The organism is Acinetobacter sp. ANC_7588, from assembly GCF_056783995.1.
On the sequence record NZ_JBWYIU010000005.1, the window covers coordinates 19,272 to 42,884 of the forward strand.

At 38.5% G+C, this 23,613-nt stretch carries 23 protein-coding genes; 11 read left to right on the plus strand and 12 right to left on the minus strand.

Annotation, left to right across the window (positions count from 1 at the left end; genetic code table 11):
- The first annotated feature begins 270 nt into the window (after window positions 1–270).
- A complete protein-coding gene (ahpC, locus tag AC1M9J_RS06315) occupies window positions 271–834 on the plus strand; it encodes an alkyl hydroperoxide reductase subunit C (RefSeq protein WP_035270191.1) in 564 nt (187 codons plus the stop codon).
- Between the two features lie 75 nt (window positions 835–909).
- Here the strand turns inward: ahpC and AC1M9J_RS06320 are convergent, their stop codons facing one another.
- Both AC1M9J_RS06320 and AC1M9J_RS06325 read right to left on the minus strand, forming a co-directional pair.
- Window positions 910–1,494: an O-methyltransferase gene (locus AC1M9J_RS06320; protein WP_180028998.1), complete on the minus strand. Its 585-nt coding sequence runs from the start codon at window positions 1,492–1,494 to the stop codon at window positions 910–912.
- Window positions 1,495–1,559: 65 nt separating this feature from the next.
- Window positions 1,560–1,781, minus strand: coding sequence for a DUF1653 domain-containing protein (locus AC1M9J_RS06325; protein WP_035270203.1), 222 nt, complete (start codon window positions 1,779–1,781; stop codon window positions 1,560–1,562).
- A gap of 236 nt (window positions 1,782–2,017) precedes the next feature.
- Between AC1M9J_RS06325 and ahpF the strand changes: the two genes are divergently transcribed.
- The 4 genes from ahpF to AC1M9J_RS06345 all read left to right on the plus strand — a co-directional run bounded on the left by ahpF (window position 2,018) and on the right by AC1M9J_RS06345 (window position 6,296).
- Window positions 2,018–3,583 (plus strand): alkyl hydroperoxide reductase subunit F, encoded by a 1,566-nt coding sequence (gene ahpF / locus AC1M9J_RS06330; protein ID WP_481952044.1) that lies wholly within the window; start codon window positions 2,018–2,020, stop codon window positions 3,581–3,583.
- Between the two features lie 174 nt (window positions 3,584–3,757).
- The gene (locus AC1M9J_RS06335) at window positions 3,758–4,102 is read left to right on the plus strand and encodes a hypothetical protein (protein WP_035265393.1); all 345 of its coding nucleotides are present in this window, start codon (window positions 3,758–3,760) and stop codon (window positions 4,100–4,102) included.
- A gap of 149 nt (window positions 4,103–4,251) precedes the next feature.
- Complete coding sequence (locus AC1M9J_RS06340; protein WP_035265394.1) at window positions 4,252–4,953, plus strand: VIT1/CCC1 transporter family protein; 702 nt, start codon at window positions 4,252–4,254, stop codon at window positions 4,951–4,953.
- A gap of 131 nt (window positions 4,954–5,084) precedes the next feature.
- Window positions 5,085–6,296, plus strand: coding sequence for a YeeE/YedE family protein (locus tag AC1M9J_RS06345; protein WP_481595989.1), 1,212 nt, complete (start codon window positions 5,085–5,087; stop codon window positions 6,294–6,296).
- Window positions 6,297–6,557: 261 nt separating this feature from the next.
- On the opposite strand, the gene AC1M9J_RS06350 is transcribed toward AC1M9J_RS06345, so the two are convergent.
- The 3 genes from AC1M9J_RS06350 to AC1M9J_RS06360 all read right to left on the minus strand — a co-directional run bounded on the left by AC1M9J_RS06350 (window position 6,558) and on the right by AC1M9J_RS06360 (window position 10,431).
- A complete protein-coding gene (locus AC1M9J_RS06350) occupies window positions 6,558–7,856 on the minus strand; it encodes a dicarboxylate/amino acid:cation symporter (RefSeq protein ID WP_035265514.1) in 1,299 nt (432 codons plus the stop codon).
- 535 nt (window positions 7,857–8,391) lie between these two features.
- The gene (locus tag AC1M9J_RS06355; RefSeq protein ID WP_481595988.1) at window positions 8,392–9,171 is read right to left on the minus strand and encodes a TIGR03915 family putative DNA repair protein; all 780 of its coding nucleotides are present in this window, start codon (window positions 9,169–9,171) and stop codon (window positions 8,392–8,394) included.
- A complete protein-coding gene (locus AC1M9J_RS06360) occupies window positions 9,172–10,431 on the minus strand; it encodes a putative DNA modification/repair radical SAM protein (protein WP_481952045.1) in 1,260 nt (419 codons plus the stop codon).
- A gap of 178 nt (window positions 10,432–10,609) precedes the next feature.
- Here AC1M9J_RS06360 and AC1M9J_RS06365 point away from each other — a divergent pair, with 178 nt between their 5' ends.
- Together AC1M9J_RS06365 and AC1M9J_RS06370 are read left to right on the plus strand one after the other, a co-directional pair.
- Entirely contained in the window at window positions 10,610–11,659 is a 1,050-nt protein-coding gene (locus tag AC1M9J_RS06365) for an NAD(P)H-dependent flavin oxidoreductase (RefSeq protein ID WP_481590321.1), read from the plus strand.
- A 73-nt stretch (window positions 11,660–11,732) separates the two neighbouring features.
- Window positions 11,733–11,933, plus strand: a complete 201-nt coding sequence (locus AC1M9J_RS06370) for a hypothetical protein (RefSeq protein WP_481590320.1) — start codon at window positions 11,733–11,735, stop codon at window positions 11,931–11,933.
- A gap of 45 nt (window positions 11,934–11,978) precedes the next feature.
- On the opposite strand, the gene dusB is transcribed toward AC1M9J_RS06370, so the two are convergent.
- Window positions 11,979–13,025 carry a tRNA dihydrouridine synthase DusB gene (gene dusB, locus AC1M9J_RS06375; protein WP_180028412.1) on the minus strand — a complete coding sequence of 349 codons (1,047 nt, stop codon included), beginning with the start codon at window positions 13,023–13,025 and terminating at the stop codon, window positions 11,979–11,981.
- A gap of 282 nt (window positions 13,026–13,307) precedes the next feature.
- On the opposite strand from dusB, the gene AC1M9J_RS06380 reads away from it, so the two are divergent.
- Both AC1M9J_RS06380 and AC1M9J_RS06385 read left to right on the plus strand, forming a co-directional pair.
- Entirely contained in the window at window positions 13,308–14,513 is a 1,206-nt protein-coding gene (locus AC1M9J_RS06380; RefSeq protein ID WP_035265483.1) for a DUF1615 domain-containing protein, read from the plus strand.
- The gene (locus AC1M9J_RS06385) at window positions 14,480–15,127 is read left to right on the plus strand and encodes an HAD-IB family hydrolase (protein WP_481587802.1); all 648 of its coding nucleotides are present in this window, start codon (window positions 14,480–14,482) and stop codon (window positions 15,125–15,127) included. Before AC1M9J_RS06380 ends, AC1M9J_RS06385 begins: the two co-directional genes overlap by 34 nt.
- Window positions 15,128–15,150: 23 nt before the next feature.
- Here AC1M9J_RS06385 and proB read toward each other — a convergent pair whose 3' ends face one another.
- Window positions 15,151–16,284, minus strand: coding sequence for a glutamate 5-kinase (gene proB / locus AC1M9J_RS06390; protein ID WP_035265485.1), 1,134 nt, complete (start codon window positions 16,282–16,284; stop codon window positions 15,151–15,153).
- Window positions 16,285–16,312: 28 nt separating this feature from the next.
- Entirely contained in the window at window positions 16,313–17,524 is a 1,212-nt protein-coding gene (gene cgtA, locus AC1M9J_RS06395; RefSeq protein ID WP_481595986.1) for an Obg family GTPase CgtA, read from the minus strand.
- A 257-nt stretch (window positions 17,525–17,781) separates the two neighbouring features.
- Here cgtA and AC1M9J_RS06400 point away from each other — a divergent pair, with 257 nt between their 5' ends.
- Window positions 17,782–18,963, plus strand: coding sequence for an MFS transporter (locus tag AC1M9J_RS06400; protein ID WP_481595985.1), 1,182 nt, complete (start codon window positions 17,782–17,784; stop codon window positions 18,961–18,963).
- Window positions 18,964–19,018: 55 nt separating this feature from the next.
- Here AC1M9J_RS06400 and AC1M9J_RS06405 read toward each other — a convergent pair whose 3' ends face one another.
- Window positions 19,019–19,393 carry a winged helix-turn-helix transcriptional regulator gene (locus AC1M9J_RS06405; RefSeq protein WP_092767041.1) on the minus strand — a complete coding sequence of 125 codons (375 nt, stop codon included), beginning with the start codon at window positions 19,391–19,393 and terminating at the stop codon, window positions 19,019–19,021.
- A 117-nt stretch (window positions 19,394–19,510) separates the two neighbouring features.
- On the opposite strand from AC1M9J_RS06405, the gene AC1M9J_RS06410 reads away from it, so the two are divergent.
- Window positions 19,511–20,374, plus strand: a complete 864-nt coding sequence (locus AC1M9J_RS06410) for an SDR family oxidoreductase (protein WP_481595984.1) — start codon at window positions 19,511–19,513, stop codon at window positions 20,372–20,374.
- Between the two features lie 28 nt (window positions 20,375–20,402).
- Here AC1M9J_RS06410 and AC1M9J_RS06415 read toward each other — a convergent pair whose 3' ends face one another.
- The 3 genes from AC1M9J_RS06415 to AC1M9J_RS06425 all read right to left on the minus strand — a co-directional run bounded on the left by AC1M9J_RS06415 (window position 20,403) and on the right by AC1M9J_RS06425 (window position 23,500).
- Entirely contained in the window at window positions 20,403–21,083 is a 681-nt protein-coding gene (locus AC1M9J_RS06415; protein WP_481608843.1) for a hypothetical protein, read from the minus strand.
- Window positions 21,084–21,094: 11 nt separating this feature from the next.
- Window positions 21,095–21,853: an MFS transporter gene (locus AC1M9J_RS06420; protein WP_481595982.1), complete on the minus strand. Its 759-nt coding sequence runs from the start codon at window positions 21,851–21,853 to the stop codon at window positions 21,095–21,097.
- 189 nt (window positions 21,854–22,042) lie between these two features.
- Window positions 22,043–23,500, minus strand: coding sequence for a glyceraldehyde-3-phosphate dehydrogenase (locus AC1M9J_RS06425; RefSeq protein WP_180028420.1), 1,458 nt, complete (start codon window positions 23,498–23,500; stop codon window positions 22,043–22,045).
- Window positions 23,501–23,613: the final 113 nt, after the last annotated feature.

The window sequence follows — 23,613 nt, forward strand, 5'->3', positions numbered from 1 at the left end:
ATCCAAAATAATGATGGTTTTTTTAATATTTACCCTTGAATTTTCACTTCAGTGTCTTCATGTTGGTAGGCATGTGAAATTTTCTCATCCTGTCACGAATACATCATTTTGATGTGTTACAAGGAAGACAGATGACAAACTTAAATGGCAATCAATTTACATAATTCGGTTTTTCCGATTTTTGTAATGTAAAAATACCATTTCAGCACAGAACGAAAGTTCGATACTCTAATTGAAAATTAAAGACTAACCTCAATCATGGAGACAATGATGAGCTTAATTAATACTGAAGTTAAACCATTCGCAGCTACAGCTTACCACAACGGTCAATTTGTAGACGTGACTGAAGCTGATCTTAAAGGCAAATGGTCTGTAGTATTTTTCTACCCTGCTGACTTCACTTTCGTTTGCCCAACTGAACTTGGTGACCTTGCTGACAACTACGCTGAATTCCAAAAATTAGGCGTGGAAATCTACGGTGTTTCTACTGACACTCACTTCACTCACAAAGCTTGGCACGACACTTCTGACGTAATTGGTAAAATCCAATACCCATTAATCGGCGATCCAACTTGGACTCTTTCTAAAAACTTCGAAGTTCTAATCGAATCTGCTGGTCTTGCTGACCGTGGTACTTTCGTAATCGACCCAGAAGGTAAAATCCAAATCGTTGAAATTAACGCTGGTGGTATCGGTCGTGATGCTCAAGAACTTCTTCGTAAAGTTAAAGCAGCTCAATACGTTCACGCTCACCCAGGCGAAGTTTGCCCTGCTAAATGGAAAGAAGGCGATGCAACTCTTGCTCCTTCAATCGATCTAGTTGGTAAAATCTAATTCATTAGATAGCACTAAAAAAACCACGCTTTGCGTGGTTTTTTTGTGTTCAATCCATCAAATTCTCAATCACCATCAATTCCGCGTAATCATCAATAATCCACACCCAATATTCAGCGTCATCGTGCAAAAATCAGGATCAGCCTTAACATCCTTTAAAAAACTTTGTATTTCAGCAGCATGGGAAATCACTTTATCTACAAGTATTACGCCATGTTCAGGATGTAGTACCTTTTTTAAATATTGCCAATAATCAGGATATGCATGTCGATTCGCATCTAAGATAATTAAGTCATACACATCGCCTTCATTAATTAATAAATCAATTGCATCACTGCTGATAAAATCAATAAGGTGATCTAAACTAAACTGTTTGGCGTACTGAGTCGCAAGTGCTGTTCTTTTTGAGTTTATATCAACCGTCGTCACTCGACCCTGATGATCCGAAACCGACTCCGCCATCCATAATGTTAAATATCCTGTCGAAGTTCCTATTTCAAGAATTCGTTTAGAGGTCTGGATCTTAATAAGCATCGAAATATAATGGGCAGATTCTGGTTTTATATTTCGATATCTCAGATCGCGATCAGTTTGATATGCATCATGTTGAATTAACTGCTGATATAAACTTTGCATTTGACTTAGAAATTCAGCATTCATGACATATTCTCATTGAATCGATTTCTATAAACTAATCAAAGATAAAGTCTTTACTATGACAATCATCATAATTTTTGAATCAATTTAAAACGTTCAATTTCACGATCATCATCCTCTAGATAAATGCTTTCTGTAAACATCGCTAATGGCCTTACCCATATTGAATAATCTCCATAAAGGCATTGATAGACCACAAGCTTTTCTTGAGTTTCACTATGCGTCGCTACATGAAGGACTTGATAAAGTTGTCCTTTATAGTGTTTATAAATGCCTCTCTCTAAGGTCATAATTGGTCCTCGCTCATATCTATTAAAATAATTTTAATGTAAATATCTGAATTCGAATTGCTTTTATACTTGAAAATTCAAGTTTTAACTCAATACTTTCATACATCTACACCAAAGACTTTGATTAAATTCATTTTTCCGATTGAATTTATAAAAACAAACTGTTTTATCTATTCAATCAATTGTCTTAGTATACCTGTATCGAATGAATTATTACTCCTTTGGAGACGTTAGCAATGTTAGATCAAAATACTTCAGCTCAATTAAAAACGCTTTTAGAACGCCTTGAAGGTCCAATCGAATTGGTTGCGACTTTAAATGATTCAGACAAATCTGCAAAAATCAAAGAACTTGTGGAAGAAGTGGCTGAACTTTCTCCATTCGTCACAGCTCGTTTTGATGGTCAAAATAAACGTGCGCCGAGCTTTGGTATTGCAAAAGCAGGTGAAGAACCGCGTGTCTTCTTCGCAGGTTTACCAATGGGTCATGAGTTCACTTCTTTGATTTTGGCATTGCTACAAACTTCTGGTTATGCACCAAAAGTATCTGATGAAGTATTAGCATCCATCAAAGCTTTAGAAATCAAATCTGACTTTGACGTATTCGTATCTTTAAGCTGTCATAACTGTCCAGATGTGGTTCAAGCACTTAACTTGATCGCAATCTACAACCCTGGCACAACTGCAACCATGATTGATGGTGCATTCTTCCAAGACGAAGTTGAAGAACGCAAAATCATGGCTGTCCCAATGGTGTTCCAAGACAACGAACATATTGGTCAAGGTCGTATGACATTGGAAGAAATTGTTGCGAAGCTCGATACTAACTCTGCAGCGAAAGATGCTGAAAAACTCAATGCCAAAGATGCATTTGACGTGCTTGTGATCGGTGGTGGTCCTGCAGGTAACACATCTGCAATCTATGCGGCTCGTAAAGGTATCCGTACGGGGATCGTTGCTGAGCGCATGGGTGGTCAAGTCATGGACACCATGGATATTGAAAACTTTACATCAGTGCAAAAGACGCAAGGTCCTAAGTTTGCGGCTGAAATGGAAGCACATGTTCGTGAATACGGTGTCGACATCATGAACTTACAACGTGTGTCTGACATCAAAGGTGCGGATGAAACTGCCAACGGTTTAGTTGAAGTGACTTTAGAGAATGGTGCAAAACTTGAATCGAAAACGGTCATCCTGTCTACAGGTGCACGTTGGAGAGAAATGAATGTACCAGGTGAGCAAGAATACAAAACACGTGGTGTTGCGTACTGCCCACATTGTGATGGTCCATTATTCAAAGGCAAACGTGTGGCTGTGATCGGTGGTGGTAACTCTGGTGTTGAAGCGGCAATTGACCTTGCGGGTATTGTTGAGCATGTCACTTTAGTTGAGTTTGATACTAAGCTGCGTGCTGACCAAGTACTTCAAGATAAATTGAACAGCTTACCTAACACGACTGTCATCAAAAATGCGTTGTCTACAGAAGTTGTGGGTGATGGCAAACAAGTCACTGCACTGAAATACAAAGACCGTGCGACGGATGAAGAACACACTGTCGAATTGGCGGGGATCTTCGTACAAATCGGTTTGTTACCCAACACGGATTTCTTAAAAGAAACCCAAGTTGAATTAACCAACCGTGGTGAGATTGTGATTAACGATCGCAACGAAACCAATGTAAAAGGTGTATTCGCTGCGGGTGACTGTACAACAGTACCTTATAAACAAATCATCATTGCCACTGGTGAAGGCGCGAAAGCATCACTGTCAGCGTTTGATTACATCATTCGTTCTGGACAGTAATTTCAGCCTTAATATACCGCATTAAAGTGTAGCCCTGAGAAAACTCTTTCTCGGGGCGTTTTTATAAGCCAATATTATCTTTACAATTTTTGAATAAAACTTTATTTAAAATCTGCTTATATTGTTCTCATCCATGCTACTTGGATAATCATTGAATTAAAAAAGGAAGATAAAATGAATAAGATTCTTGTTGCTTTAGGTCTTGCTGCTACAGTTGCTTTGGTTGGGTGTAATAAGGATAAAGCTCCTGAAACTGGCGCGACAACTGGTGAACATTTAGAAAATGCTGCTGAACAAGCAGGTGCAGATATTCAAAATGCGACTGAAGATGCAGCTCAATCAACTGCAACTGCAGTCGACAATGCTGCTGATGCGACAGCACAAGCTGCAGATAATGCTGCTGCACATGCTGAAAACGCTGCGCACAACGCTTCAGAAGCGGCTAAAGAAGCAACTGCTAATGCTGCGGCAGCTGTAGAAGAAGGTGCAGCGAATGTAAAAGAAAAAGCTCAACAATAATTTGATTTTTACCAATTAAAGCCTCTTTAGAGGCTTTAATTTTTTCTCTAACAGAGCAATTATACAGCCCCAAAATACGAATCAAGCCTATACTGTATGAATAACAACTCATTTTTGAATAACATTTTCAGATAATAAGACAAAATCCTATGAGCTATTCGCACCATACAGAACCACATTATATACATCGCACAGGTTGGTTAAGAGCTGCTGTTCTTGGTGCCAACGACGGTATAATTTCAGTCACTAGTTTAATCATGGGGATGGCAGCAAGTGGCGCGAATCAACATACCCTTTTAATCACTTGTATTGCTGGTTTGATTGCAGGCGCAACGTCCATGGCAGCTGGTGAATATATTTCAGTAAAATCTCAGTCTGATATCGAAGAAGCTGATCTAAAGTTTGAAGCAAGTGAGTTAGCACGCAATCCACAAATCGAACTGAAAGAATTAACGCATATTTATATACAAAGAGGACTATCACCCGAACTTGCTCATCAAGTTGCTATACAACTGAGCGAGCATGATGCGTTAGCTGCACATGCACGTGATGAAATTGGTATCCATGAAAATACAACAGCTCAACCTTTTCAAGCCGCTTGGTCTTCTGCCACCGCCTTTTCAATAGGTGCAGCTTGTCCGATGATTGCTATACTGATTAGTCCTCCTGCATATTTAGAATACAGTGTTGCCTTTTTTTGCATTTTAGCGTTATTTATTCTAGGGGCTTTATCTGGATATTTTGCTGGAACGTCTAAAGTAAAATCTGCATTGCGAATTACGCTTTGGGGAATCGCAGCGATGGCATTTTCAAGTTGGATTGGCTCACTGTTTAATGTACATGTCGGCTAACATATAAGAATTACAAATATATAAAATCAATATTACTCAGCAGCATTTAATGCATAAATGCAGTGTAGGACTATCAACCCACAATCAATCAATTAAAATACTGATGTGTTTTATCAGCTTTTCTTATCTTCATGTCCATTATTGCAGCTCAATCTGACCGATCACACTCATCGGTCTGGATCGCTATTGTTTTATTGATTGTAGGCACCCTTGGTGCTTATCAAATTGTGGGAATTAATCAAGCCCTGTTATTTCTTATTGGTGGTGCGCTTGGTATGACGCTCTACCATGCATCATTTGGTTTTACATCGAGCTGGCGCGTTTTTATTAAAGAACGCAAAGGTCGTGGTTTACGTGCACAAATGATTATGCTCGCACTGGCAGTGCTGCTCTTCTTCCCAGCTTTAGGTGCAGGTGAATTATTTGGTCAACCCGTTAAAGGCAACGTCAATCCCGTATCGATGTCCGTGATGATTGGTGCATTTATTTTCGGAATTGGCATGCAACTGGGTGGTGGTTGCGCATCTGGGACACTCTATACAGTCGGTGGTGGTAGCTCACGTATGCTGATCACTCTATTCTTTTTCTGTTTAGGCTCACTGATCGCTACTTCACATATTGAATGGTGGTTTGCACTGCCACACTTAGCCCCTATTTCAGTAGTACAAAGCTTTGGTGTTATTCCAGCGCTAATACTCAATTTCGTGCTATTTGGTTTGATCGCATTAGCAACAGTCTACTTCGAGAAAAAACGCCACGGTCAGCTTGAACAAGAACCTGTTGCAGCACATCAAGGCTGGAAACGTTTCTTAAAGGGACCATGGCCTTTAATTTGGGGTGGTATTATTCTCACCCTGCTTAATTTCACCACGCTTGCATTGGCTGGTCGCCCATGGGGTGTCACATCTGCACTCGCAGTATGGGCAGCGAAAGGTGCAACATTAGTCGGAATTGATGTAACAGCTTGGGACTATTGGCAACAACCTGGAAATGCTAAAGCTTTAGCAAATTCGTTGTGGTTTGATATCACCTCTATGATGAATTTTGGCATCATGCTCGGCGCTTTACTTGCAGCAGGTCTCGCTGGAAAATTTGCACCGAGTCTCAATATCCCTAAACGCTCAATTCTAGCAGCTGTCATTGGGGGGATCATGTTGGGTTATGGCGCTCGATTAGCATACGGTTGTAACATCGGTGCTTATTTCAGCGGCATTGCATCAGGCAGTCTACATGGGTGGTTATGGCTGATTTTCGCTTTTATTGGTAATGGTATAGGTGTGAAACTTCGTCCACTATTTTTCCCGAATGAAAAGCCTCAGCCTGAAAAAATTACAGGTTGCTAATCAGCAAATATCGATATTTGAGAACGCCTAATTTCAATTGGGCGTTTTTATCTTTCTATAGTGCAATTACAACCACTTAATAGAAAAAGAAAAAGAAAAAGAAAGGAGTATTAAATTTCAGCCGATTGAAATCAGCTAAGTCACCAAAGTTTGTTCTTATAATAAGTCTTAATGTGCTTACTTTGAGTTTGTTAAATGCTGCATCATCTATATAAAAACCCATCCGAAGATGGGCTTAAGATTTAGATATTAAAAGTGAAGTCAAGCCTCTACTTTCTTTTTCAAAGTTGCATCTAATTGTTCTTTATCTAATGCATTATCCCAACGTGCTACAACGATTGCTGCACAAGCATTGCCAACAAGGTTAGTTAATGCGCGGCATTCAGACATAAAACGATCGATACCTAAAATAAGTGCCATCCCTGCAACAGGTAATGCTGGAACAACGGATAATGTAGCTGCCAGAGTAATAAAGCCCGCCCCCGTTACACCTGCAGCCCCTTTTGAACTAATCATCGCAACCAACAAAATTGTGATCTGTTCCCAAATGGTCAAATCGATATTACAGGCTTGAGCAATAAAAAGAGCAGCCATCGTCATATAGATATTTGTACCATCTAAATTAAATGAATATCCAGTTGGAATGACCAAACCAACGACCGACTTTTCACAACCCGCTTTTTCCATTTTATTCATCAGCGTTGGCAGTGCAGCTTCAGAAGAGCTCGTGCCTAATACTAACCATAATTCATCTTTGATATAGCGGATGAGATCAATGATAGAAAATCCATTGTATCGTGCAACTGCTCCCAGAATAAGCAGAACAAATAAAAGTGAAGTAATATAGAACGTTACGATTAATAATAGTAAATTTCCAATACTCGAAATACCGAAAGCACCAATCGTATACGCCATCGCACCAAATGCACCAATTGGAGCTAGTTTCATCAACATACCGACAAGGTAAAATACCGGAGCGGTCAGTGTCGTTAAGAAGTCTGTAACTGGTTTCCCTTTTTCACCCACCGCTGCAAGCGCTAAACCAAATAGAACAGCAACAAATAAAACCTGAAGAATATCACCACCCGCCAAAGGACTGATTAAAGTCTTTGGTATGATATTCATGAAGAAGTCAACAATAGAGGCATCCTGAGCTTTTTCAACATAAGTTGAAACTTTGTCACCTTCTAAAGCAGCAGGATCGATATTAAGACCTTTACCCGGCTGAATAAGATTAGCAACAATCATGCCCACAATCAGCGCAAGCGTAGAGAAAGTTAAAAAGTAAGCCATTGCTTTACCCGTCACTCGCCCCACTGCGCCCATATTCGTCATACCAGCAATACCCGTGACCACAGTCAAGAAAATAACGGGTGCAATGATCATTTTGACGATTTTAATAAAAGCATCGCCAAGAGGTTTTAAACTTGCCCCCAACTCCGGCATAAAATGTCCAAGTGTGACACCCGCAATAATTGCAAAGATGACTTGAACATATAAAATTTGATAAAACTTTTGCTTCTTAGGTGGTTGAGATTGCTCATCAACGTGAATATCCATGGAAGACCCTTCTAATTCAAAAAAGTGAATCCATTGTTAAATGCAATAAATTTCACACTCAAAAATGAATTGCGCGTTAAATAATTTCAAAGGTCGAAATTCTAGTGACATTCACTTTTTGAATGAAAAAGTCGGGCTTAACTATTAGTCTAAGAAAAAAAGATTTATAGAGTCCAATTGGGCTGAGATGACTAAATATGAATCGTCATAAAAATTAACTCATATAAAATTAAGTTTTGATATTTTTAGAAAAAAAATGAAAATTAAAAATTCATAAGTTAATTTTGAATATTAAAAATACAAATAATTTTATTTTATGACCCAATATATACCTATAAAGTATAATTAAATTTCAATGCAATCTAAGAACAATATATATAAATATATAATTCAATAACTTATGTAAATAACCCCTAAAGAAATATAATAAAAAAATATTAATAATTTTAGTAGTATAAATTTAAAACACTCTTACAAAATTGTTTTTATTATATTTTATCAAATAAATTCAATAACTTATTTTTAAAAAATCATACTAAACCTGCTTTTCATTCATATATCTCCAATACCTTTTAGGTACGTATTGAACATGCAACTTAGGATTATCACGTGCCACTATATTTACACTCTTAAAATAATCCTTCCAAAGTTGATCATATAGCTCTTCTTGATCATCGAGTTCAATCATGAATGATTGACTAGAACCTATATGGATATTTTGATCAATTTCGGCTGCATTCAAATTAACTTGATGGACTTGCTTCAAATCATAGTAAATTCCGTAGCGTCGCTTTTCATCATAAATTAACCAACGCTGGTCTTGATAACGTGCTTTGAAATGCTTAGAGATTAAAGGCAGAACATTAAAATCTGGTCTTACTAATGATAAAAACAAACCATCCCTACACTTTTTAAAGCGAACAAATGCCTCCATTCGGTGCTTTTCACGACCAACTTGTTTAGCCCATTGTGCAAGCGCTAAAACATCACGATGACCGAAATTTTTTTCAACGGCATATTGGTGCTTAAAGATATAAATGGAATAATCAAATAGATGTTGGTATGCCACTTCCTGCTCAGACAAAAAAGTAAAATACCAATTACGTAAACTTGAAGCAGAAATTTTAGATTTTAAACCTTGCCAGACTCGTTCAGCTTGCTTTTCTTCACTGTAAACTCGGACTGACTCATCAAACAAATTCTGGTGAGCGTTTCCTTCAGTTTGAACTTTTACGTCGAACTCTTTGAATTGAAAAGCTCTAAAAACACAGCACAGCAACCCAGTCATGGTACCATCAAAAACATACACAGCCATTTAAAACCCAAATCCTAGTTGAGGTGACAGTTGTTTCACATATTTTGATTGCCCACTTTGTAAAATCTGCTGGCGGATCTGATGAGCGTGCTGTTCTCTTTTAAACTTAGGTGTATCAGCACATCGAATAAAATGTTGAGCACGATTATAAGCAACGCCTAAGCGCTTTAACTGATCGATATGAATTTTTCCAAAACGGCGAGCCTGTACAATTTTCTTAGCAGATCTCACACCAATGCCAGGAACACGCAAAATCATTTTATATTCAGCAGTATTAATATCCACTGGAAACTGCTCTGGATGTCTTAAAGCCCAACTTAATTTAGGATCAACCTCTAAATCTAAATTGGGATGTGCTTCATCCACAATTTCGTTGGCTTCAAATCCATAAAAACGCATTAACCAATCTGATTGATATAAGCGATTTTCTCGCAATAACGGCGGTGCAGAACCTACAGCAGGTAAAGCAGACTCTTCTGGATTGATAGGTATATATCCTGAGTAATACACCCTTTTTAATTTAAAATCTTTATAGTGCTTGTCAGCCATCAAGATTACATCACGATCTGTTTCGTGATGCGCACCGACCACCATTTGAGTTGTCTGACCTGCAGGCACAAATTTAGGAACCGACTTGATTAGTTTTCTCTCATCTTTCAATTCAATCAAACGGTCTCTCACAATACCTAAATCTTTCTGCACTTCTGCATGCGACTTTTCAGGTGCAAATTTCACCAAGCCTTCTTCTGTCGGCATTTCTAAGTTAATGCTCATCCGATCGACATACAGTCCAGCCTCATGAATAATTTCTTGCGAAGCACCCGGAATAGTTTTGAGATGAATGTACCCATTAAAATTTTCTTCCAGTCTTAATTTTTTTACGACTTGAAGCATTCTCTCCATGGTGTAATCCGCGGATTTAAAAATTCCTGAACTTAAAAATAACCCTTCTATATAGTTTCGACGATAAAAATTAATGGTCAGATCTACCACTTCTTGGACGGTAAATGCTGCTCGCTTTACGTCATTTGAACGGCGAGAGACACAATACGCACAATCATAAATACAGACATTTGAGAATAAAATTTTTAATAATGAAACACAGCGACCATCTTCGGTATAACTATGGCAAATTCCGGAACCTGTATTACCAAGACCTTTATCTTTGTTCTTGCGGTTACTACCACTTGAGGAACAAGACACATCATATTTGGCAGCATCAGCTAAAATCTGTAATTTTTCACGGATACGATCAGACATATATGTATGGGGAAGCAATGAGATTTCGAATATTATAATTGTTTATTTATTCTACCAAATGTCAGTGATCACTCATGCGACACAGTTTGACGCTTTGCATTTTCGCACTAAATAATGAATATAATTTGATTCTCTGACCATGATTGTGCAAAGTGAAATTGAATCATGGAGCTTGATTATGTCTTTACTCGAACAATTATCCATTCAGCACCCCATTTTTTTAGCGCCAATGGCTGGGGTATCCACACCAGAACTGGCAGCTGAAGTATCCAATCAAGGTGGATTGGGGTCTCTTGGTTTAGGTGCTGCCAGTATCCAAAATGCTCGACAACAAATAGTTGCAACTCAAAAATTAACAGATTTACCCTTTCAGGTGAATTTCTTTTGCCACAAACCAACTGAACTTGATTCTGAACGGAATCTAAATTGGATAAATTATCTAAAACCCCACTTTGATAACTTTAATACTGAACCACCCAAAGAATTAAAATGTATTTACCCCAGTTTTTTAGATACTGATGATTTTTTAGATTTAGTCTTGGAAACTCGACCTAAGGCGGTGAGTTTTCACTTTGGGATACCTCATGCACATCAAATAGCTGCCCTCAAAGAGGTTGGTATTATTACGATGGTATCAGCAACGAACTTAGCGGAAGCTAGAGCAATTGAAGACGCTGGGATTGATATCATCATTGCACAAGGTATTGAAGCGGGAGGACACCGTGGTATTTTTAATGAGCATTTTGACAGTGCAATCAAAACAGCAGATTTAATAAAATTACTTGTTCCTACCTGCAAGATACCTGTCGTAGCAGCTGGTGGAATCATGAATGGATTTCAAGCTAAATATATGATGAATCTCGGAGCTTCAGCCGTACAACTCGGTACTGCATTTGTACAATGCAAGAGTTCAGCTGCTAATGCTGCTTATCGTAATGCATTATTAAGCAAGCCTTTAACTCAAATCACTTCAAGCATCTCTGGGCGACCAGCGAGAGGGATAATCAACAGTTGGTCAACTCTCGTAGATTTACCTCAGCGTGAGTTAGTTGCTCCCTACCCTTATGCATATGATTTAGGTAAACAACTTAATGCAACAGCATTAACCAATAATGATGAAAGCTTCGGTGCATTCTGGGCAGGAAGTAATGTAAATCAAATCAGAGCTTTAGAAGCGCCTGATTTAATCAATCAAATCATATTAGAAATTGATCAATATGATGCTTAAATAATCGATAAAACCCATATCGAGCTGTAGTTTTTTAATTTACAATGGATTGTTAAATTATGTAGCGAAAAGTATGGGTTTTGTATTATTAGCACTTGTGGCGATTGGATTCGGAATAGACACCTATTCACATGCTCAAGATAATGATCAGTCCACTCAACATAATATTGAGCAGCTAGATACTCAGAATTTAAATCAAGATCAATTACATTCTTCTGAAGAGAAAAAATCGGATTCTGAAATAAATTTACAACCTCTTGAATCTCAACAGTAGAATGTATGAATAACTTATCTGAGTTGAGTGCTGACATATAGAAACTCAACCTGATTTTAATAAATCCACAGATTCCACTTGAACATCACTCATAATTTGCCCTTCTGACAAAAGTAAATCGAAATAATTGGCTACGACCTTGGCTTGTTCCGCTGTACTTTCTACTTTGTACATATTCTGACGAAATTCATTACTTGAGTGGAGACCTTTGGTGTACCACGCGATATGTTTACGTGCAATACGACAGCCTGAATACTCACCGTAAAATTCATATAGCTCATTCAAATGACCCAATAGAACTTCTTTCACTTCAGCAATCGATGGGGCTGCAAGTGGCTGTCCCGTTTTTAAATAATGAGCAATTTCTCTAAAAATCCATGGACGACCTTGTGCTGCTCGACCAATCATCACGGCATCAGCACCAGTATGATCTAATACATACTTGGCTTTTTCTGGGCTATCAATATCTCCATTTGCAATGACTGGAATAGAGATATTTTGCTTCACTTCTTTAATTAGATCATAACGTGCAGTATTTAAATACATATCTTCCCGTGTACGACCATGCAATGCTAGAGCTGCAATACCCGCTTGTTCTGCGCGCTTCGACACACGCATAATATTTTCATGTCCGTTTAAAAATCCTAAGCGCGTTTTAAGTGTTACAGGGACATCTACTGCCTCGACCACCGCATCTAAAATTCTGGCTACCAAGTCTTCATCCTGTAGTAGTGCAGAACCTGCTAATTTATTGCACACCTTTTTCGCTGGACAGCCCATATTGATGTCAACGATTTGAGCACCATTTGACACTTGATATCGTGCAGCTTCAGCTAAATCCCGTGGGTCTGATCCTGCTATTTGTGCTGAAATTGGAGCAATTTCACCATCAAAGTTGGCTCGGTAGAGACTTTTCTTGCTCATACGCAGCGTTTTGTCAGAAGTCATCATTTCACTAACTGCATGTCCTGCACCAAAATATTTACACAAGGTTCTAAATGGTCGATCCGTTACACCTGCCATGGGTGCTACAAAAACAGGAGTTGTTTTTTCGCGATCAAATAAATCACGGATCACAGGATGTTGAGACATGAATAATACCAATGATGATGAAACAGTTTCAGAATGCTTAACTTTTTAAATCTGCACTCATTGAGAGATTGAAATTAGATACAAGTATTAAATTATATAACGTTTGAAACTAAAAATATGTTTTATCTCATTTTGCTTGAATGTTAATGGATGAACTTAAGCTCAACACTTAGATTTATATTTGAAGCATGCTGCCATTATCTTGTATACATATAAGTTCTCACAAATCGTGAATGAAATAGTATACTTCGCTAGAATCTTTATCCCTGATACTTTGCATTTATGAAAAATAGCTTTCGCTCTAATGTAATTTTTAAAGCCTGTAGTGTTGCTACATTAAGTTTATTCATGAGTGCTTGTGGTGACTCATCATGGTGGAACACACAAGATAAAACGATTGATGCAGAACAAATCTCAAAACTCATTCCTGGCCGCGTTAATAATCGTGGTTCATGGGCCGAGGATATTTATAAAATAACCGAGCAACTTGGTATACCTCAAACGAAAGAAAATGTGTGTACCATTATTGCTGTAGTTGATCAAGAATCTAATTTTGTTGCAGATCCCCATGTACCCGGACTAGGTGCCAAAGCAGTTAAAGAAATTGAAGATCGTTTAGATGAAAAATTTAAAGATAAATTAGGAGATAGTATCGGAGGCACCGTTGCGGGGTATTTCCAAGAAGTCTTAAAAAATCAACCAACACCTGAAGACAATTATCTAAAACAAATGCGAAAAGTCTCCACCGAACGAGAATTAGATGAATTGTATCGTGAGATTTTTGCTCACATGGCAAAACACTACCATGTCAGTGCACTTACTGGTGCAGCTAAACTCGTTGGTCAAGATATTGGTGAAAAACTAAATCCCATTACCACTTTAGGCTCTATGCAAGTTCATATTAGCTATGCAAAAGATCATAAGCGCCAAGGTGGAAGTATCGCAGATCTAAGATCAGACCTTTATAGTCAATATGGCGGACTCTATTATGGTATTCACCGCCTGATGATGTATCCAGCAGATTATGATCAACCCATATATCGCTTTGCAGACTACAATTCAGGCATGTATTCAAGTCGTAACGCCGCTTTCCAAAGCATGCTCAATGAATTAACAGCAGCTGAGTTAACGCTTGATGGAGACTTATTACTGTACAATAAAAATGGCAATCCAAAAGCTGAAAAGAGTCAATCTGAACAAGAACTTATCAATGTATTTGCCGCAAATAATGTATTTATTACACCTCGTCAAATTCGAGCTGATTTAAAGAAAGAAAAAGAGAAAAAGTTTGAAGATACGCAAACCTATAAAGCTGTGACTGAGCTTTACGAAAAGAAAATTGGAAAAGAAAAATTTTATGCCATTATGCCTGAAGTGGTTATTTCAGGTCCTAAGCTTAGTCGCGACTACAATACCAACTGGTTTGCTACGCGAGTTAACGGTCGATATCAAACATGTATGCAGAAAGCAAAAAGAATCAAAACCTAGCGTTATTTGATTTTGATGGAACACTGTGTGAAAAAGATAGTTTTACGAGCTTTATCTTTTACGCCTTATCAAAACGACATATTGTTAAGCAAGGACTAAAAACCCTGCCTTGGATTCAAGCCTATTTTTTAAATATTTACCCCGCGCACGCAATGCGCCCTAAGCTATTCAAGGCAATGTTTACTGGATTTTCTAGGTCTGATGCAGATCCGATTGCACTTGAATACGCCCATTCATTACAACAACACTTAAACTCACCCATTTATGAACAATTGATCAAGCATCAACTCCGTGGTGACCGCATTGCGATTGTCTCTGCATCCATTGATATTTATTTAAAACCCATTTCTCAGATTTTAAATGTAGATTTGATTTGTACTGAAACTGAAGTGCTCAATCAGTTTTATACGGGTCATTATTCTTCTCCTGATTGTAGTGGCGAAGAAAAAAGACAGCGCATACTCAAGCAATATGATGTAGACCAATTTCAATCAATTTATGCTTATGGAAATTCTTATGAGGATCAAGCGATGTTGGATATGGCTGATTATCCTTATATGGTCGGATCATCTCATCAATTACCCGATCTTGACCCACAAAAAAAGCTCGCCTAAGCGAGCTTTTTTTTAATAAGAAATTAATAGATCGCCATATGATTGCGATGGATCATTTCTAATGAACGTGCTTCACCTAGAACTTGGTGTACCTTATCCGAGGGTAAGCCTTTGACAATTTCAGCGCTACGTGAACTAAAGTTGACACGACCAACTGCGACGCGATGCCGTTGCTGATCCACACACTCCACCACATCACCACGCTCGAAATGCCCTTCAACTGCTTTCACACCTACAGGCAATAAACTCCGATGATTTTCTTTGATTGCTTTCACAGCACCATCATCAATCACCAATCGCCCTGCAGTTTGCAAATGCGCAGCTAACCATTGTTGGTGAGCAGTTATTCGATCATTATCAGTGATAAACAACGTACCCAGCATCTCACCCGACATTAATCGAGTTAACACATGATTACTGTCTCCACTGGCAATCAGTGTAGGACATCCTGATTTCGCGGCTAAACGTGCAGCACGCACTTTGGTCAGCATTCCACCTCGACCAAACTTACCACCACCACCTGCCATATCAAACAAACTTTCATCTAATGCACGAACTGTATGGAACAACTTCGCATTAGGATTTGAACGCGGGTCTGAATCAAACATCCCCTCTTGATCTGTCAATATAATCAGCAAGTCAGCATGAACTTGGCCTGCAACCATTGCAGCTAAAGTATCATTGTCTCCGAATCGAATCTCATCAGTGGATACAGTGTCATTTTCATTAATCACTGGAATCACTTTCCAATCGATTAAATGCTGTAAAGCATCACAAGAATTTAAATAACGTCGACGGTCAGCCAAGTCATCATGAGTCAATAAAACTTGGGCAGATTGAATATTGTGATTCAACAATACACTTGACCAAGTTTGTATCAGCCCCATTTGACCAATGGCAGCACAAGCTTGAAGACTGGGTAGATCCGTGGGTCGATTCTCAAGTTTCATTCGAACCATACCTTCAGCCACAGCACCGGAAGACACAAGAATAATCTCATGCCCTGCATTGTGTAGATCTGCAATTTGCCCCGCCCAATGCGAGATTGCATCTATATCTAAACCTTTTCCGTTTGCTGTGAGTAAAGATGATCCGATTTTAACAACGATTCTTTTGCAACCCTTGAGCTGACGTTGCCCATCTACCACTTCTATCATCTTGTCCTCTGTCTCTTATATAAAGAGATTAACGTACGTAGTACACTTCCATTTCGCCATCATCTTCATCATCGTCAAAATCGTCATCCTCTTGACTCGCAAGACGTTGTTTACGACGCATTTCACGATAAGCCTCTTTAGCGGCAATGGTTTGTTCACGTGTTTCAGCTTCTAGCTGATCACGGAATGCTTGCATTTCTGCTGCATACTCTGGATCTTCAACTTCGCGTTCGCGCTGTTGTTCAATTTGATCCATTAAATAATAAACGACTTCTTTGGTTCCCTCAGACATCAAGCCTGAAGTCTTAAATACTGGACCCTCCCATTTCAACTCTTCAAGGATGTGATTGCACCACTCATCTCTTGAGTCTTCAGGCAACTGATCTACTTTATTTAAAACCAACACCACTGGGAGTTTTGACAATGTTGGAGAGAACTTTAAAAGTTCATTTAAAATTGCCTTAGCATTATAAGCTGGATCTGATCCATCAATTGGCTGTACATCCACGATATGTAGAAGAATACGAGTACGCGCCAAATGTTTTAAGAAGCGAATACCAAGACCTGCACCTTCTGCAGCACCTTCGATCAAACCTGGAATATCAGCCATTACAAATGAACGGTGACGATCTGCATCTACAACACCAAGATTAGGTATCATAGTTGTAAATGGGTAATCTGCTACTTTTGGTTTTGCTGCAGAGACAGCACGAATAAATGTTGATTTGCCCGCATTTGGCATACCTAATAAGCCAACATCTGCCAAAACTTTCAGCTCTAGGCGAATTTCGCGGAACTCACCTTTGTTACCATGTGTACATTTACGTGGAGAACGGTTCGTTGATGACTTAAAGTGAGTGTTACCTAAACCACCGTCACCACCTTGAGCAACAAGAACACGTTGACCATTTTCAATTAAATCACCAATGATGTCGCCAGACTCAGTATCTACAATTGTTGTTCCTACTGGAACATATAGTGTTACGGATTCACCACCGCGACCTGCACAGTTTGCGCCAGCACCATTTTTACCACGTTCAGCACGAAATCTACGGGTATAACGATAATCTACAAGCGTACTGGTGTTGTCATCAGCTTGAATATATACGCTGCCACCACGACCACCATCACCACCATCTGGACCACCAAATGGTACGAATTTTTCACGGCGAAAACTGGCTACGCCATTGCCACCGTCGCCAGCCTCTACGGTAATGACTGCTTCATCAACAAAGCGCATAATGCCAATCCTCTAAAAACTTTAAAACCGCCTATTCTGCCATATTTTAAAGTATTTCTCGACTATATTTATGCAGGTTGAGAATAAGTTAGCGACTTTTTTCATAAATTGAGTCTTTAATATTTTGGTGTATCACTGCATTAAATTTGATTTATTCATTACTCATTGTTTTATCAAATGACATCATTGGTTTTATTTATTTCTGAAACCACAAAATAATGCCTATAGTGCATTAAATTGCACTCTAAGATTTTGATATGGATCGCTCTGCTACCCCTTTATCCTCACAATTCGTGCTTATTATGGCTTTGGCCTGTGGTGTCTGTGCAGGTTCAGCCTATTTCAATCAACCACTGATTTATTCAATCGAAAGAAGTTTAGAAATTTCGACCAGCCAAGCTGGATTTACCGTGGTTATCGCTCAAGTGGGTTATATGCTCGGACTCATGCTTTTGGTACCCCTTGGAGATTTTTTTAATAAACGAAAACTCATTGTGAGTTTAATGATATTTGCGGCAATTTCGCAGATCCTTTTGTCTTTCAGCTCAGATATTAGCACTTTATATATCTTTACCCTTTGTGCAACATTTGGAGCCATATCAGCACAAGTATTAATTCCATTTGCTTCTTCCATTAGCCCACCGGAATTAAGCTCGGCAGTTGTAGGTAAACTCATGAGCGGATTGGTCATGGGGATTATTTTATCTAGGACATTTGCCGGCTTTGTTTCAACTTATTGGTCTTGGGAAGGCGTTTATTTCATTAGTGGTATTTTGACTTTATGTTTTGCATGTTTAATGTGGAAAAAACTCCCCAACACTCAACCTGCTTCGCATTTACAAGTCACCGATATTTACAAATCACTTTGGAGCATCGCAAAGCATAATCCGCATCTCATACGCCGTGCCTGCGCGGGTGCCCTAGGATTTGGCATTCTCTCAATGGTGTTTACATCGATGACTTTTGTTTTAGGGAGTGCCCCATATCAATTTACTGATTTTCAAATTGGTCTATTTGGTCTGTTAGGTATTATCGGAATTTATTCCTCGAGTTGGTCTGGTAAAACGGTTGGCAAAGGGAAAGAAGAATTTGTCGCTAAATTATGTATCACCTTGATGCTGTTCTCTTGTATTCCATTATATTTCGCGCAACAGAACATCTTCATTTATGCACTTGGCGTATTGATGAGCTATTTTGGTCTCACGGCATTTCATGTTTTGAATCAAAATCTAGTCTATCGTATTGATGGTCAAGCACGCTCACGAATTAATGCTGTATATATGACCATTTACTTTTCAGGCGCTGCATTAGGTTCTTTAGGTGCTGTCTATGCTTGGGAACATTATGCATGGATTGGTTGCGTTGCTTTGGGATTGTTTTTCTCAATTTTAATTTTATGTATTGATCGTTATGATTTTAAGATCATGAAAACCATATAAACATCTCGCTCAGTACACACTTTAAACTGAGCGATAACGAAATGATGAAATATAACTATCGCGTAATAATTGCCTTACTTTCCAAAATCTCGGGTAAATTTCGCTCAATCCAATGGATCAACTCATTTAATTTCATCGCTGCATTTGAACCCAATACAGTGAGTTGATACTCCACCTTTGGAGGAACTACTGGATAGACAGTGCGCAAAATAAAACCATCTTTTTCTAAGGTTTTTAGTGTCTGAGCCAACATTTTTTCGCTCACCCCCTCAATTCTTTGTTTTAGCTCACTAAAACGATGCACACCATCACTCAAGCAACTTAGGACGAGAACTGACCATTTACTGGTGAGATGCTCCAAAATTTCACGAGAAGGACATTCACTGGATAAAACTTGACCTAATAAATCACTATGCGCATATGTATTCATCATTTTTCTCTTAACAGTTAATAACTTACTTTTAGGTACGTACTTTCATTAAGTAAGTTAACAGATTAATATGCCTTCATCAAGTTTATTTTTTAGCCACAATGAGAGGAAATTAAAATGAAAATTGCGATTACAGGTGCAACTGGTGAATTAGGTCGTTTAGTTGTTCAAGAACTTAAAAAACTTCATAGCAAGCATGAAATTATTGCTTTGGTTCGCAACCCAGAAAAAGCTAAAATTTTATTTTCTGAAGATATTCAAGTACGCAAATTTGATTATGATCAGCCAGATGATCTCGCAAATTCCCTTCAGGATGTTGATAAACTCCTGCTCATTTCTGCCAATGAAATTGGTCGTCGCACTCCACAACACAAGGCTGTTATTGATGCTGCGATTCAAGCTAGAGTTCCTCACTTGATCTATACCAGCTTACTGAATGCAGATCACTCTCCGCTTGGCTTAGCCAATGAACATCGAGAAACAGAAAAACTAATACGAGAAAGTTCTATTACCTACACCTTTTTAAGAAATAATTGGTATAGCGAAAACTATTTATCTGCCCTCACCCATCAAATCGAAACAGGCATCGTATACGGAGCTGCTCAAGATGGTTTAATTAGTTCAGCTTCTCGTTTGGATTATGCCACTGCTGCAGCTCAAATATTAAATGATGAATCAGCTCAACATTTGAACAAAATTTACGAGCTTGCTGGTAGCGAAAGCTTTAGCTTAAATAATTTTGCAACCCTACTTTCTCAGTTTTCACAACAGCCTGTGAAATATCAAAACTTATCTCCAGAAGATTATCGTCAAGGATTAATTCAAGCTGGTTTACCACTAGGTCTCATTGACGTCATTGTAGATGCAGATCTTCACACCGCCCATGGTGCGATGTACAGTGTAAGCAAAGATCTTGAACATTTAATTGGTCGAAAAACCACATCGATTCGTGAAAGCATTCAGCAAGCCCTGAATGCTTAGAGAATAGACTCCCCTTAAAGGGGAGTTTTTACTTTTTAATATTGCGCAGAGGTAAATCCAAGTTCATATCTAAATTTGCTTTTGTCTCACGCTCCAAGTTGTACATTGTTGCTCTAAAACTAGATACATCCTTCATCAAAATTGGATCATTTAAATGCAATACAGGTTTGAAAACATGATCAATATCCACATCAAGCTGCTCATGCAAATCTAAATAGACAGGACCATCAAAATCAATCGTAATCGGAACCTGATAAGTACGCTTCAAATGAAATGGAACTTCAAGCTGAATAGGCAAATCTAAATTTAACGGAAATTTAGGTAAAAATCGTGTTTTATAAACCAAATCTGTTGTTGCACTAATTGGAATCGTTTGATCGATTTTTACTTTCGTTTGATAATCCACACTCACAGAAACAGGGACTTCGACTTTAAACTTGAGATTGGTTTTGTATTTACCCTGCAAATCTAAATCAATATTTTCCTGCACTTTAATTTGTGTATTTAGCGCGCCAATCGCTTGTACCTCAAGATAATTCCCAACATCAATTTTTGTCGGCAATGATTCTGATAATTGTACACTTGCATTCTTCGCAGTGACTTGAATGGATGCTTGAATATTGAGATATAGCCAAAAACCTACGGCGACAATGCTTGCCACGATAATAAACAAGAGCGAACCATATCCCACGATTTTTTTAGCACTCATGCTTCTCGAGCTCACTGGGCTTTCACCGATTCAGCAGATTGATCATCCTTCTGAACTTTAATGGGTGATGCTGCTTCCACTTTTTGATTTTTTTGTAATGTTAAGGTATTGAGTGGGATAACCAACTCACCTTTTTGTATTTTAATTGGCAAAGTATTTTGTACGTTGACTGAAGCCTCTAACGCAGTTTTAATTGGTGCATTCAAATGACCTTGTACTGGTATATCCACATCTAAATCCTTATTTAATGGGATGCGTAGATTCTCTTTTAAATCCGCTTGAACAGGTGCTTGAAATTTCAAGTGAACCATTTGATCTAAGGGAACATCCATTTCAACAGGTACATCAAGTTTAATTGGAATCGTCCCTTTCAATGGCAGTGTAATATCTTTGCCCAAAATGCGAACCTTAACTTTAGTATCTACTGCTAAATTTTGATCCACAATCAAATTTTCACGGACTGGAATAACCGTTTTAATTGGTACTTGATTGTCGAAATGAACAATAGGATTCAATGTTTGTTGTACAGGAATAGAAAGATTTTCACGTATAGGAATGGTCGTTTTCACACGACCTGTCACATTCACATCCAAAGCATCATGGATTTGAACTTTCGCTTGCAATGGCTCCTGAAGATCAATATTCACGGCTTGATCTTCAAGTGGAATGTAAATTTTAAAATGTTGAAAAACCCATAAGGCAATTGCTATACCACTCGCGGCAGCCAAAGCAATCAGCACGAAGCCAATGACAAGATATTTGATGCGCAAAAATATAATCCTTTAACACTTATTTTTTTAATCACCTGCTCACAATCCATATTTTATGTGAACAAATACACAATTTTTCAATATTAAACCACTTATTTTGAAGAAACCATATTGCTCTAAAGTCTTAATTACGTAAATTTAGGCAAATAAAAAAGAGCCTTGAAAGAGGCTCTTTTTATGCCTTACAAATTATGCATTTGTTTCAGCAGGAACTTTTGGATAGCTTACGCCGCCCATTTGTTCAGCGATACGCAGAACTTGGCAGCTATAACCTACTTCGTTGTCGTACCATACATATGCTGTTAAACGGTTACCAGACGTAATTGTTGCTTGCGCATCAAAAACACCTGCAGTGCGTGAACCGATAAAGTCAGATGATACAACTTCAGTAGAGTTTGTATAACCAATTTGACCTTGTAGATTAGAGTTGATAGAAATTTGACGAATATATTCGTTCACTTCATCACGATCAACTTCTTTATCTAAAGTCAGATTAAGGATTGCTAAAGACACGTTAGGTGTTGGAACACGTACAGAGTTACCAGTTAATTTGCCTTTAAGCGCTGGAAGTGCTTTAGCAACTGCTTTAGCAGCACCCGTTTCAGTGATCACCATGTTCAACGTTGCAGCACGGCCACGACGGTCAGCTTTATGGTAGTTATCGATCAAGTTTTGGTCGTTCGTGAATGAGTGAACTGTTTCAACGTGACCATTAATCACTGTATATTTGTCATGAAGTACTTTCAACGTCGGTGTAATCGCGTTTGTAGTACAGCTTGCAGCAGAGATGATTGTATCTTCATCAAGAATGTCAGCTTGGTTAACACCAAACACAACGTTCTTCATATCACCTTTACCAGGTGCAGTTAAGATTACACGTGCAGCGCCTGGGCATTTAAGGTGCTGAGCAAGACCTTCAGCGTCACGCCATTTACCAGTGTTATCAATCACCAATGCATTTTCAATACCATATGCAGTGTAATCCACTTCTGATGGGTTAGATGCATAGATCACTTTGATGAATTGACCATTCGCAATAATTGCTTCGTTTTCTTCATCTACAGAAATCGTACCTGCAAATGGACCATGAATAGAGTCACGACGAAGTAAAGAAGCACGTTTCTCTAAATCACCATCAGATGATTTACGAACAACAATCGCTTTAAGGTTTAGACCACGACCAAGACCAGACTGACCAATCATAAGACGTGCAAGGATACGACCAATACGACCAAAACCATAAAGCACAACATCTTTATGCTCAACAGATGCGGCATTGCCTTGTAGAGATTTAACAGCGTCAGCAACGAATGCATCTACATCGCCACCTTTTGCTTTAAATTCTACAGCAAGTTTACCTAAATCGATTTCAGCTGTGCCGATATTTTGTACTTTAACCAATGCTTCAAGGATTGGGAAAGTATCTACAGCAGAAAGTTCAACGTCTAAAACACGTGTACGACGATGAGCTTTAAGAATTTGGATAACCGAGCGGTTAATTAAAGAGCGACCGTATACTGTAGCTACGATGTTTTTTTCACGGTATAACTGACCAACAAGGGCAATCATACGTTCCGCGAGTTCTTCACGGTTTTTCCAGCGACCTTGGTGCTCTGCATGTAGGGCAACGATAGTGTCTTTGCTCACAGATACGTCCTCTAATTAATTGTAAATCTAAGCATAAATTTCAAAACCCCATAATTGTAAAGGAATTAACTCAGAGTTGAAATGAAAACTCGTTTTATTTTTTACTAAAGCAA